The following is a 12,378-nucleotide window of genomic DNA, read 5'->3' as shown; positions in this document are numbered from 1 at the left end:
TGCCATTCAGAGATGCAGACTAGAGCTATTAACGTGTCTTTAAGCTCGAACAAGAAGGATGTATTTCTGACTATGAAACGATTTTCCCTAAGAGGTCGCGCCGCCAAAACAGCGCCAGAACAGACTAAATTTTATGAGAACTTTCCCTTTGCTGTGATGAGTGCGCCTGAGGCCTCTTGGAGTGGAAAAACATACAGCTCTATGGCAAAAGCAGGCTACGCTAAAAATGCCGTGGCATATGCTTGCATTAAGCAGGTGGCCTCTGCTTGTAGTACGGTGCCTGTGGTATTGGAAGACGGAAACCCATTGAAATCACTTCTTGATGCGCCCAATTCAGGGCAAAGTATGCATGAGTTTTTCTATAGCCTTTATGCCCATTTGATGATTGCGGGGAATGCTTACGTGCTTGTGCATGGGGACGGGGAGAGTGTGCCTGTGTCTTTACAAGTGCTGCGCCCTGATCTTGTGACAATCAAACTGAATGAGTATGGCGGGGTTGTGGGATATGTGTACCAGCGTAAACTTTACCGTATGAATGATAAAACACGACGTAGTTCTATTTTGCATGTGAAACAGTTTAATCCACTCAGTGAGCTTTACGGCCAAAGCCCGCTTGAAGCGGCAATGGGGCATGTGGATGTGTTTAACAGCGCCACAGAGTTTAACAAGAGCTTGCTTGATAATGGTGCACGTCTCACAACAGCGCTTAAATTCCAAGATACATTGAGCGCTGAGCAGCGTGATACACTCCGCCAGCAGTTCCTTAAAGCCTTTACAGGAGCTAAAAACGCGGGGCGTCCAGTCTTCCTTGAAGGGGGCATGGATGTGCAAGAACTTGGTACATCTCCAAAGGATATGGAGTTTTTGGAAACAAGCTCTATGGCAGCAAGACTGACAGCACTTGCACTTGGGGTGCCACCATTTCTTATTGGCCTGCCAGGGGATAACACCTTTAACAATATGAAAGAGGCCAAACTGCACTTTTATGAAAACACGGTAAAGCCACTTGTTGAGCATGTTCTCAGTGAACTTAATCATTACATGAAACCGTTTGTGAATGCGTCTCATAGCGTTGGCGCAGACTGGGACCGTGTGGATGCTTTAAGCCCTCTGAGAGAAGCCCGTTGGAAGCGTATTAGCGAGGCAGATTTCCTCACGACTGCTGAAAAACGAGAAATGCTTGGTTTTAAGCCGCTGAGTAGCTAGGTTCTGTCAGCTTTTTCACTTGTCTAGCCTCCTATAAATATTTGGATGATGTTTATGGGAGGTTATCATGCCATCAGATCATGTATTTGGAGCGTATTCGCTAGAGCCTACAGAGGATGGGCTAGGCTATACGTTAAAGACAACTCACCTTGATAGAGATACAGGTGAGATGGTTTATGACGAATGCTATATTGACGCAGAAGATAAAAACCCTGTTTCAACAGCTATGGCAGGTCAGCTTTCTGTGCGTGGAAACGGTTTTGATGTCAATAGAGGTGAGTATAAAGAAGCTTTTGATAGAGCTGTAAACTCTGAAGAGGCCATTCAGTTTGAGCAAGAGCACGGTGTAGATAGAGAAGTTTACGCCACAATGGTTGTTATGGAAGATCATTTTGATATGCAAAACTCTCCTGAACTTGTAAACGCTCTAGAGGCTAGGCGTGATGGTTTAGAGAACAGTTATCGAAGAGAAGCATTATGCCAACCTCCTAAAGACTATGAAGATAAAGTAGTTGCGACAGTTGTAACGCAAGATTCTCTACATGTAATTACAGAAGACGGCCATATGTTTGAAGCTTCAGAGATGGCTTTAGAAGGTAAAGGGACTCTGGGGGTTAAAGATCGCTCAGACGCCATTCATGAATTTAAAGCAAACCTGCAAGCCAAAGGTGATGTGGCTGATTTCCATGCCATAGGTGGAGGCAGAAACATGGCAGGAGCCGCAATGGAACTGCAAGCCGATGCTAAAACAGCTGGGACGAAGTTTGATAACCGTCTACACCTAGAAGACTCAAGAGAGCCGCTTACACATGATCTTGGAATGAACTTTGAAATGAGTGATGAGCGTTAATTAATAAACAGCAAAACACCCCGCATTTGCGGGGTGTTTTTTATTCGTTTAGTGGAGCTTGAAAGGGCCGTCATCACCTTCAGATTTGATTCTGTGGTAGAGGGCGTCCACAATGGCTTCAATGAGGCTTTTGCCCATGAACCTGCCCATAATGCCGGGGGCACGAAGTGCATAGCGCTTGATTTTTGGCTCCATGTCTTCTTTAAAGTCAGGGTGAGATGCAATGGCTTCGCGGGTGTAGCCGAGGCCGTCAATCAGGCCGATGCCGTGTGCTTCTTCGCCAAGCCATACCGTGCCTTCAAAGAGGTCAGGGGTCAGCAGTTTCAGAGTTTCACCGCGACCTTCTGTCACATGTTCCTTGAAAATCTTGTGAAGCGTATTGAGTTTTTGCGTCATTTCAGCTTCTTGCTCGGGCGTCACAGGTTTCATTGGGTTAATGCCCGCCTTGTTTTTGCCAGCTGCATAGATATTCATCTCTACGCCAGCTTTTTTCATGAGCTCAACAAAGCTTGGAATGGCCACAATAACGCCAATGCTGCCAATGGTAGACACACGGTTGGCAAAGACTTTATCTGCTGCCATGGCAATCCAAATGCCGCCGCTGGCACAAACATCTTGCACAACAATGTACAGGGGAATCCCTGTTTTCTTCTTCCAATGCATCAGCTCTTGGTAGACGAGGTCACTTTGAGTGGGGCTGCCGCCAGGCGTGGTGAGATCCAAGATAACCAGTTGCGGGTTACCACGGGTAAAGGCATTTTCAATCAAAGTACGGTAATTACCGATATTGATATTCTGTTTGCCCATTTGAATTTTGCCGTGCATGTACAGCATATTCACATGAAAAGGTTTAGCTTTACGTTTTTTAGAAAACATAGAGTGATCCTTGTTGTAGAAAAGAGAAAAAAGATATGAATTGCTCCCATATTTATGGGGATCAAAGCTTTCTGTCAAGAAAAGCTCGTGTTTTAGAAAGCAAAATACCCCGCAAATGCGGGGTATCTTAAAATGTCGATTAGCTGTCACCAGCTTGCATAGCTTGCAGCTGGTTCGGCGTAATGACTTTGTCAATAATGCCGGCTTTCACAGCTTCCGAGGGACGGAAAAACGTGTCCTTGCGGAACCAGTCTTTCACGGTGTCTCGGCTTTGACCGGTGCGCTCCACGAACAGGTCAAACAAGATTTCGTTCAGCTGACGCGCTTCCTCAATCTGGATTTCCATGTCATCCAGAGTGCCTTGCGAACCGCCACGAATTTGGTGAACCATAATCCGAGCGTTCGGCAGTGCAAAGCGTTTGCCAGGTGCGCCGGCAACCAGAGTTGCCGCGCCCATGCTTGCCGCTTGGCCAACCACAATGGTGCTTACATCGTTCTTGATGTAGTTCATGGTATCAATGATACCAAGACCAGAGGTCACAACGCCACCAGGGCTATTGATGTACATCTGAGCATCGTTTTTGCTGGTTGCTTCGTGGTTCAAAAGCAGGGTGGTCATCACGTCTGCCATACCATCTTCAAACTGGCCGCTCAGACGAAGAATACCACCAGCATACAGCTTGCTGTAGGGGTCTTCGTTGATAATGCGTCCGTCAGGCAGGGTGGTTGTGACAGAGGGCAAACGAACGTTGGTTACAGGGTCCTTGTAAGTGCCGTTGATCATCGCTTGAACAACAGAAGCATCAGCGCCGAACCATTGATGTTGCATAATATATGCCTCCTAAGAGAAAAAAGGGAAAAGAGAGTTCTTAACCTTTCAATACTATCGTGTGGGGTAGGGGAGCGTCAAACAAAAAGTGCCCTATTTTTAGGCAGGGCACTTTTAAATCGTTTAGGTCTTTACACCTTGGCCAATAATACCACGTAGAACTTCCAGTTCTTTCAATAGGGTACGATGAGCAGTGAGGTTCATACTGTGGCAGCGGATATCACTTGGGATGTAGTCAATTTCACTGCCGAGCCATGCATCTTTCAGGCTTTTAAGAAAACTAGCGCAGGTGTCGCCATGACGACCAAGGCTAAAGCCAAGGTGCACAATCATGCGGTCATGAGCGTTATGTTCTTCAATTATTTTCCAAAAAGCCATCAGGGTTTCTGTGTCTGTTGCATGGAAGCAGAGCGGTGCACGCTCGTGAATTTCTTTCACGTTCGTATCATCCAGATTATGGTCCAGAACCATTGCAAAGCGCTGGTAGGGGCGATCTGCCATGGTTTGCAGGTACACATCCACAGCGTCGCGTACAGCCAGCGTTTTGCTGCCAGCAGGCAAATGACCAATTTGGTTGTTAGGTGCGGGAGAGAGAACCGACTCGAGCAGAATAACATTGCTCATGGGGAGTCTCCTTATACTAAGAAACGGAAAAATTCAGGTGTGAGTAGGTTTGGTATACAAGAAATGTAGAGAGTTTGTCAACAGGGGGATTAGAAGATACGAGTGCGAGCGAAGCGAGTCAGCGCTTAAGGGCGTTGAGCGGGGGGGCAATGTAATGTGACGCTCAAGCGATAGCGAGGCGTCCCACCAAGACATAAATAAAGCAGGTTTTAATAAGCACAGCGCTATTGTGCAGGGCATAGCCATAATATGTAGCCCCCAAAAGCAAAGCTCACCCCATTAAGGGTGAGCTTTCGTGTTTCGATTAGCTGGCCTTTTGAGGGGCTTCAGCTTGCAGGTCTTCGGGCGAGATGCCGAGAGATGCCAACAGAGCAAGCAGGTTTTCCTGCATGGTGGCGGTCACGCGCATTTTCTTCTCCGGTGGGGTCAGAATATCGACCACATCGTAGTTGTGTTCAGTCAGAAACTGAGCCCAGTGGGCATGCGAGATATTGTCGTCTCCCTGCTTCAGGAAGCTGGTGAGCGTCAGTGCCATGGCCTCCTTGTTGCGGCTCGACTTGATGTCGAATGCACCCATCATGCGCACAAGTTGTTTGCGCTGCACTTGCTCGATGGCTTCCAGAGACAGGTTTTCACGCTGCTGTGCGGTCAGACCCAGGCTGGAAATCAGCGCCGAAGTGTCCGAGGCACGCAGTTGAATCATGCCGACCAGTTGTTGCGCAAAGGCAAAGCTGTTCGGATCATGAATGCTGCCGGTGTCTTTGCCTTGGCTTTTCCCAATCAGGAAAGCGCTGGGCTGAGAACCGTGGTACTGACGCATCATCATGATGGCATTGTGAAAGGTGAGTTCCATGAATAAATCCTCCTAGGATGGAACGTAACGGTACGAATAGATCAGATGATCTAGTGAAAGTATTGGGTCTTTCTCTGTGAATTTCAAGGCGTGTAAACGTAAAAACACCCCACAATATGCGGGGTATTTTCGTTTTTAATTTTTGGGCTTTACTTGGTTCCAAGTGCGATAGATCTGGAAGAGGGGGATTGCGAATCCCATACCGTCTTGCCAATCGCTTTGGTTATGCATGCCTAGCAGTTCGCCGTTGGCGTTAACCACAGGGCTGCCAGAAGAGCCAAAGACACGTACATCACGCTCTGATCCACCATCATGAAAATGATAGGGGAACGTCATGGGGTGGGCATCTGTGCCAGCACTTTTATTGTGCATCCATTTGCGCTGAGGGCCTGCCCATACCTCTGCTTTGTTGCAGGGGCGCGGACCTTTTTCACCTTCGCGGTATTGGGGCACAACGTAGCAGTCTTCTTTCAAAGTAATGCAGGGCGCTGCGTGAGGCAGAACAGGGAAGCCATGGCTGTAGCCAGACGTGAGGAACATAATGTCCTCTTCAATCGCCCAAAGGCGTTTGCGTGGTAACGTGCGAATGTAACCTCTGTTATACACAAAGTTGTTCGGGTCTACATTGCAGTGGGCGCAGGTGATAATCGTGCGCTCATCCAATGCAAAACCAGAACATCTGGGTGTGTTTAAACCGGGGCCCATAAAGGTGATGACATAGTCATCCAAACGTAAAGTCATAGGAGCCTCCTAAAACGGAAAGAGAAGTTTTGTATACATGAAGCATACGGCTTGAGAAAGCATAAGGCAAGTAAAAACACATAGGGGAGCCTCTTCGCACATCTGTACGTGGCTTCTATCCTTGGTAGGGTAAACCCAGAGGAGTCTATTTATGCAGACAAGAGATTTTAGTGCCGAGATTGTAAGTGCAGATGCCGTAAAGGGCGAGATTGTTGCCATTGCCAGTACCTTCCATACTATAGACGAGGAAGGGGATGTGATTCTACCTGGTGCGTTTAGTAAAAGCCTAAACGAACATCCTGCTAGTCACTTCAAGTTTCTCTACCAGCATGATCCTTTTTACCCGCTTGGTGTTATCCAGAGCCTTGTGCAAACAGAAAATGGCCTAGAAATGCGTGCCAAGTTTGCTATGAACAGCGCTTTTGCGAAGGATAAGTTTGAGCTGGCGCGTATGGGCGCCTTTGGTGGGGTGAGCATTGGGTTTTCTATTCCCTCTGGTAAAAGCCGTATTAGACAGGACGGCGTGCGTGAAATTAGTGAGGTTAAGCTGATGGAAGTTTCGCTGGTGACATTCCCAGCTAATACCCACGCTAAGATTAAAGACGTCAAAGGCGCAGATCGCCTGATACAAGATTTCAAAAACAGTTTTGGCCTCAGTGCCGCTGAGGCGAACTCAGCAGCCGAGGGCCTGAAAGCACTACATGATGCTGTAGCCGCGCCCGAGCCGTTTAAACCCTACTCACAGAAGCTGTAAATCCACCTTTACCTGCGGGGCTGGGCTCATGTATGTGCTTATACATGTCGCCTGTACTCCTCGGTCAAGGTGAATTTTCGCCGACTGTGAGCGGATTTAAAGCACTCGTGAAACCGTTCAATGCTAATGTAAGAAAGTTAAAAAAATGACTGAAAATGTAAAAGACATGATGAGCGAAATTGGCTCACACTTTAAAAACACAACGCTGGAAGTGACAAAGTCTATGTCTGATCTCCAGAAACATCAATCTCGTACAGATGAAAAACTTCAGTACCTGATGGAAACAGTACAGAAGGGGGCATCTGGTGAAGCCCGTGAACGCAGTGAGACAGTTCTTAAATACCGTAAAGCGTTTATGGATTACATCCGTAAAGGCCGTAGTGGTGAAATTGAGCTGGCTGCGATTCAAGGCGATTACCGCTCTGAGTGGGCTGAACGCCTCGCAGCAAAAGGTAACCACTATGAAGCAAAGGCTCTAAGCCATACTGACTCTGAAGGTGGTTACACAGTGCCAGAAGACATGGCGACTTCTATTGTGCGTCGTCTACAAGACTTCTCACCTGTGCGCCGTGCGGCAACGGTTTCTACAACATCTAAGGATGCGCTACAGATGCTTGTGCGTGATGCAGATATTGGTATTTCTAACCTTGCTGAATCTGCGGCTGTTTCTGAAACAACAGCGCCAACGTTCGGTAAAAACGAGATCCCAGTTCATAAAAAAGGTGTTTACATCTTTGCGAGTGAAGAGATCCTTGAAGACAGTGGCTTTGACCTTGAAGCTGAGATTGCCCGTGAAGCGGCAGATAAATTTGCTCGTGCTGAAGGTGCAGACTTTGTGTCTGGTACAGGTACAGGCTCTGCGAAAGGCTTCCTGACTTACACGGACGGTACAAGCTTTGGTGAAATTGAGCAAATCAACTCAGGCGCTGCTGCGGCTCTAACTAAGCAGGGTCTTGTTGATGTGCTGTTTTCACTGGGTCGCGAAACATACCTGCGTAACGCATCATGGATGATGAACGCTGGTACGTGGGGTCAGATTGTGAACCTTGAGAGCACAGGCGGTGAGCCTCTACCTGAAAGCTGGGTCAACCTTGGCAAGATGGAACTTCTTGGTCGCCCTGTGATTGTAGCTGACGACATGCCAGCAGTCGCGGCAAATGGCCTTTCTGTGGCTGTGGGTGATTTTGCAGAAGGTTACCGTATTGTAGATCACATCAGCGGTATCCGCATGACACGTGATGAGATCACAGCCCCAGGTACGGCGAAGTTCTACTTCCGTAAGCGTACGGGTGGTGAAGTGGTGAACACTGACGCCATCAAGATCCAGAAGATCTCTGCTTAATGCGTTAGCAACTCAAAAACACCCTGCAAGTGCGGGGTGTTTTTTGTTTTGCTCTTCACTCTTGGCCTATTAGAGTGTGAGGCGAATAGCCGAACCAAAAGCCTCAGGGCTTTTGAGCGGTTTAAAGCAACTTAAAAATAAGACATAGGATTATTTTTGAAGGAATGCGCTTTCAACCAAGACAGTCGCTTACGGGGAGTCGTATTTTAAAAATTTCATATTTTTTAAATGCGAGATTTAGAGTAAGCAATAAAACTCCTAAAAAAGCCAAAGCCCCGCAGTTGCGGGGCTTTGTGTCGTTTTAAACTTCTATTTCATAAAAACAGTGGCTCAGGTCTATTCCTAAATCTTTTATAAAACCAACAACCCTCTGTTTTCCAGAGAAGCGCCCTTTGCAGACTGCGGCTTGAATAACGTTACCTTCACAGTATGAAATGTAAGCACCATAATGTGTCTCCACTGTATCGGTGGTGCCATCAGGGAGCATGAACGTGAAATAGTAGCGCGCATTACGCGGGCCAGGTCTCATGAACCCTTTTCCAGTGTAAATATGTCGGGCATTGGGGTTTTCTGTTGAGTTTTTGCTGATCAGTATCGCTGTTTGTGCTTTGGTTTCCCTTCCATAGCCGTCAAAGACGCGTTGAATATATTGGCGCTCTTTTATACAGATTAAGCTCGCCAATAGGATAGAAATCAAGAAATAAGGCATGTGTGTCTCCATGTGGAATAAAAAGGAAGATGAGGGCAGGGTGCCCCATTAAGTTGAGTGAATTACCCTTGTTATAGGGGTGGTTGAGGGCATTTCAAGGGGGAAGTCTATAAAAAGCCAAAGCCCCCATTATGGGGGCTTTGTTGTGTTTTAAGGTGAGCTATGCTACATCATAAGCAACTCTATCTTTTCTTCTGTTTTTCTGAGAGGGCCTACTTATGCCTCAGTACTATGTGATGGCGCCTGTAAATACCTATTACCTGACGCGTCAACTGCTGGAAACGCCTGCAAAAAAATGCCAAGCCACCACACTGCGTAGCTTGGCTTACAAAGTCAACAACTGGTTTATGGAAGATGTTGGCCTTGGCTTTAAGCCTGAAAATATTGCACTGGTTTGTGGAGCAGGGCTGTATCGCTATCTGCAAATTGAAGCCTCTCCTGAAGGTTATGCCTATGACTTGGTGATCATCTCTGATTCACCTGAGTTTCTATACCGCTTTTTGCGTCAAAGCCAAGATGTGAAAATGCAGGTCGACCTGTGGATTGATCACAATACAGAAAGCTGGAATGACCGCTCCCGCAAATCTGTGAATGATGACAACACCTCCTCGGAGGACTTGGTACATGCCAGTATGATTGCGGAGTTGATTCGCGATAATATTGGTCGTGAGCTGAAACGTTTGCCGCGCCTTGTGCAGTTTCCAAACTATAACGATGAGTTTGGCAATTATGAGCAAGAGGTGATGGCGCAAGCCGCAGCCATGCAAAAGATTTTTCAAAAACGATAAAAAAAGACAAAGCCCCCGTAACGGGGGCTTTGTTGTATCACGGGTTAGGTGAAATCGCTTTTGTTAAAGGTTTGGAAACCAAATCCGTATTTGCTGCCAGAGATGCGGCCGCGGCGAATCATAATATTGACTTCGTCACCTTTGTTCATGGCGTTGAACTGAGACTGGGTAATATCAAATGACACCAGAGATTTACATTTATTCACACGGAATGTCATGTGCCAACGATCAGGATGATGTACAGGAATAACGCTGACGCTTTTACCCGTATTAACAGTGACCATAGTGGTGTGCGCGGGTGTAAATTGTTTACCTGTTATCGTGGAGCGTTCTGCACGCTCAGGGATGCCAGCAGTTTCAATCACGTAGTAAATGCCGTAAAGAATCATGGAGATGACAAGCCCCATAAGGCCCCACCAAAGGAGTGCCATGAAGGTGCCAAGTGGGTCGAGGCGACCGCCCCAGTCAAACATCATATCTAGAGGCATGTCCCATAGGATTTCATAAAGAAATGAAAACATGTTGAGGAGTCTTTCTGAAAAAGAACAAAAGATAAATTTGATCTATCGTATACTATTTTGTGGTTTACATGCAAGCAATCTTGAAAACTCTAAGAAAAAGTCTTATATCCTAACTAATACGCAAATCTCTGCGTTCCTTTTGAAAACTCTAAACCTATGGAGGTGCTTATGCACATCGTTGAAATTGGTAGCCAGCCAATTGGCGCTACGGTTTTGGATGTTTCCGTTCAAGATCCAAACCAAAAACCCATTGCCCTTGTGGTGGCTGCACAGTTGGACTCGTCCGACTTGGATCAGCTTCATGAGGATTACAGCAAAGTGTATTGGGCCAGCTGCGTGACACCTGTCATGCAGGTGCTGATGCAACTGCGCAATATTCATGGTGGTTTGAAAGCCGTTCATGTTCATGTGCTGCCAGATGCTGGTAACCATGTTGAACACCTGTTCATGACAGGCCAGTTCACAGCGCACATGGATGAAACTCTGATGAGAAAGGCACTGGCCACCTAAGGCCAGTTTTTCTGAAACCCTTGCCAAAGAGGAGACACTCTCATGGCAGCAAGAAACTACATTGTGGCGCCCATTCTGTCTGCCACGCTGGCCAATGCCATGCGTGATAGCCAAGTGGCCGCACATCAGATCATTTCGGAAGATGAAGCTGTAGAGCTGCTCCTGAAAGCAAACCTTCAAGACAAAACCGCTCTGGTTATCGGCTGCGATCCACGCAGTAACGTGCCGTACGCAGATGAACAGGACGAGTGTTACAATCTCATGTTCTATACGGATTCGCCTGATACTATGTATCGGCTGATTCGTCGGGGTGCAGGGCGCCTTGCTCCTTGTGATCTCTGGCTGTATGAGAATCTGGGCCACACGGCTTCTATGACTGATGGGGAGGCATACGCCAACTCAGATAGTCTTCAGCCCTCATCCTCCGTGGATGTGGTAGACCTGCTGCGTCATGGACTGAGCGGATATCTGACCCATGGTTCTGTGCCGCACATTGTGAATATGCGTGCGCAGGATTGTCATGGAAAGCTGTCAGAGGCGTTTCTTGAATCCCTTGATGTTGCAGAAGGTCATCTGACCACCGTACTCAACGCAACCAAACCAACCCTAAAAAGCTAACCTTAAAGGATAATCCTTCATGAAAATTATCAGCTTTTCTAAGCCTGGTGAAGCCTTTCCTCAACTCTTGGATTTCTTCAAGACAGACAGAACTGGGACCAAAATTGTGGTCAGTGATGCACATGAAATCACTGATCGTGATTTTGCGAGCGGTTTGGTCAACCCGCATGCAGAATATGTTTTCTGCGCGCAGGGAAAGGGTGCCATGCATGCCATGTGTCATGTGCTTTGGGGCATGGAGCTCTTTTCAACTGATATCCAGTTGGTGCTTCAGCGCGATATTGGCCGTGACTATGCCTCTACCATTTGCCTGCAAGGGATGGATGAGGGTGCCCTTGCCACGTTTGTGCTGGCCACTGAGGCTCAAGCAGACTAAAACGAATTGCAAAACCCGCCTTTATGGCGGGTTTTGTACGTTTACCCCTTGACGAAAGCAGGGGGAGTCTTTATATCAAGCATCCCACCAATATATCTGGTGTTCCGTTTACGAAGCTTAGAGGAAAAATCCTATATGAAAATTGTACCGTTTCACACGTCATCGGCTATGTTCTGGGCGCTGTCAGAAGTGAGGTCTTTTGAAGCTGAACATGGGCGTCATGCTCGTATTGTGCTGACAAATGTGGAACTTGAAACTGAAGATGACCTGGCAAGCCAGCCGCGTGTTCCAGACATTGACTTTATTCTGAACGCTGGTAACCCAGAAGTGATGATTGAGGCCTGTCGCGTTATGAAATATGCCGCGATGGTTCACCCAGAGTATAAACTGTTGATGAAACGGCGACACGGCAGCGAGCTTGCCTGTGCAAGACAACTTGAAGAGATGCCGTCTGCAGACATTGATATGTTTGTGACCCGCTTTAAATAGCATCGAAATAGAAAGCCACTCCAATTGGGGTGGCTTTTTGTGGGTGGAATACTTGCAATCCTCTGTGAGGTTGCTTATACATGAAAAATACAGCTTAATCTTAAGCGTTCCTTTTTTATGGAGAATCAGTATGACTCTTAAACCTGCTCTCCTGCAAACAGAAGAGAGCTTCAACATCGCAAGTGCCCTTGTGCGCTTGAAAAACCCTCAACTGATGCCTTGTGGTTCCGGCTTTGCTTGGGACTCTTGGACAGTGGCGACATGTGCGCATATTCAACCCCAAACCAGCAGC

The 12,378-nt window shown here is 47.2% G+C and carries 16 protein-coding genes; 9 read left to right on the top strand and 7 right to left on the bottom strand.

Annotated features, from left to right (window positions below; translation table 11 throughout):
* Positions 1 to 72: 72 nt before the first annotated feature.
* Positions 73 to 1,206: a phage portal protein gene (locus VX730_06945; GenBank protein MEC9292119.1), complete on the top strand. Its 1,134-nt coding sequence runs from the start codon at positions 73 to 75 to the stop codon at positions 1,204 to 1,206.
* 67 nt (positions 1,207 to 1,273) lie between these two features.
* On the top strand, positions 1,274 to 2,056 hold the full coding sequence (locus VX730_06940; protein ID MEC9292118.1) for a hypothetical protein: 783 nt from the start codon (positions 1,274 to 1,276) through the stop codon (positions 2,054 to 2,056).
* A 48-nt stretch (positions 2,057 to 2,104) separates the two neighbouring features.
* On the opposite strand, the gene VX730_06935 is transcribed toward VX730_06940, so the two are convergent.
* The 5 genes from VX730_06935 to VX730_06915 all read right to left on the bottom strand — a co-directional run bounded on the left by VX730_06935 (position 2,105) and on the right by VX730_06915 (position 5,979).
* Positions 2,105 to 2,932 (bottom strand): S49 family peptidase, encoded by an 828-nt coding sequence (locus VX730_06935; GenBank protein MEC9292117.1) that lies wholly within the window; start codon positions 2,930 to 2,932, stop codon positions 2,105 to 2,107.
* 139 nt (positions 2,933 to 3,071) lie between these two features.
* A complete protein-coding gene (locus VX730_06930) occupies positions 3,072 to 3,761 on the bottom strand; it encodes an ATP-dependent Clp protease proteolytic subunit (protein ID MEC9292116.1) in 690 nt (229 codons plus the stop codon).
* Between the two features lie 123 nt (positions 3,762 to 3,884).
* A complete protein-coding gene (locus tag VX730_06925; GenBank protein ID MEC9292115.1) occupies positions 3,885 to 4,385 on the bottom strand; it encodes a hypothetical protein in 501 nt (166 codons plus the stop codon).
* Between the two features lie 304 nt (positions 4,386 to 4,689).
* Positions 4,690 to 5,238: a hypothetical protein gene (locus VX730_06920; protein ID MEC9292114.1), complete on the bottom strand. Its 549-nt coding sequence runs from the start codon at positions 5,236 to 5,238 to the stop codon at positions 4,690 to 4,692.
* Positions 5,239 to 5,373: 135 nt separating this feature from the next.
* On the bottom strand, positions 5,374 to 5,979 hold the full coding sequence (locus tag VX730_06915) for a serine protease (GenBank protein MEC9292113.1): 606 nt from the start codon (positions 5,977 to 5,979) through the stop codon (positions 5,374 to 5,376).
* A gap of 151 nt (positions 5,980 to 6,130) precedes the next feature.
* On the opposite strand from VX730_06915, the gene VX730_06910 reads away from it, so the two are divergent.
* Together VX730_06910 and VX730_06905 are read left to right on the top strand one after the other, a co-directional pair.
* Positions 6,131 to 6,733, top strand: coding sequence for an HK97 family phage prohead protease (locus tag VX730_06910; GenBank protein MEC9292112.1), 603 nt, complete (start codon positions 6,131 to 6,133; stop codon positions 6,731 to 6,733).
* A gap of 145 nt (positions 6,734 to 6,878) precedes the next feature.
* On the top strand, positions 6,879 to 8,075 hold the full coding sequence (locus tag VX730_06905) for a phage major capsid protein (protein MEC9292111.1): 1,197 nt from the start codon (positions 6,879 to 6,881) through the stop codon (positions 8,073 to 8,075).
* A gap of 301 nt (positions 8,076 to 8,376) precedes the next feature.
* Here VX730_06905 and VX730_06900 read toward each other — a convergent pair whose 3' ends face one another.
* Positions 8,377 to 8,784, bottom strand: a complete 408-nt coding sequence (locus VX730_06900; GenBank protein MEC9292110.1) for a hypothetical protein — start codon at positions 8,782 to 8,784, stop codon at positions 8,377 to 8,379.
* Positions 8,785 to 9,002: 218 nt separating this feature from the next.
* Between VX730_06900 and VX730_06895 the strand changes: the two genes are divergently transcribed.
* Positions 9,003 to 9,572, top strand: coding sequence for a hypothetical protein (locus tag VX730_06895; GenBank protein MEC9292109.1), 570 nt, complete (start codon positions 9,003 to 9,005; stop codon positions 9,570 to 9,572).
* A gap of 44 nt (positions 9,573 to 9,616) precedes the next feature.
* Here VX730_06895 and VX730_06890 read toward each other — a convergent pair whose 3' ends face one another.
* Positions 9,617 to 10,093: a hypothetical protein gene (locus VX730_06890; GenBank protein MEC9292108.1), complete on the bottom strand. Its 477-nt coding sequence runs from the start codon at positions 10,091 to 10,093 to the stop codon at positions 9,617 to 9,619.
* 168 nt (positions 10,094 to 10,261) lie between these two features.
* Between VX730_06890 and VX730_06885 the strand changes: the two genes are divergently transcribed.
* The 4 genes from VX730_06885 to VX730_06870 all read left to right on the top strand — a co-directional run bounded on the left by VX730_06885 (position 10,262) and on the right by VX730_06870 (position 12,086).
* Positions 10,262 to 10,603 (top strand): hypothetical protein, encoded by a 342-nt coding sequence (locus tag VX730_06885; protein MEC9292107.1) that lies wholly within the window; start codon positions 10,262 to 10,264, stop codon positions 10,601 to 10,603.
* Positions 10,604 to 10,645: 42 nt separating this feature from the next.
* Positions 10,646 to 11,221, top strand: a complete 576-nt coding sequence (locus VX730_06880) for a hypothetical protein (protein MEC9292106.1) — start codon at positions 10,646 to 10,648, stop codon at positions 11,219 to 11,221.
* A gap of 19 nt (positions 11,222 to 11,240) precedes the next feature.
* A complete protein-coding gene (locus tag VX730_06875) occupies positions 11,241 to 11,597 on the top strand; it encodes a hypothetical protein (GenBank protein ID MEC9292105.1) in 357 nt (118 codons plus the stop codon).
* A 135-nt stretch (positions 11,598 to 11,732) separates the two neighbouring features.
* The gene (locus VX730_06870) at positions 11,733 to 12,086 is read left to right on the top strand and encodes a hypothetical protein (GenBank protein MEC9292104.1); all 354 of its coding nucleotides are present in this window, start codon (positions 11,733 to 11,735) and stop codon (positions 12,084 to 12,086) included.
* Positions 12,087 to 12,378 lie beyond the last annotated feature (292 nt).

The organism is Pseudomonadota bacterium, from assembly GCA_036141575.1.
Lineage (GTDB): Bacteria > Pseudomonadota > Alphaproteobacteria > UBA2136 > JAPKEQ01 > JAPKEQ01.
This window is presented reverse-complemented; position numbering and strand designations above follow the sequence as displayed.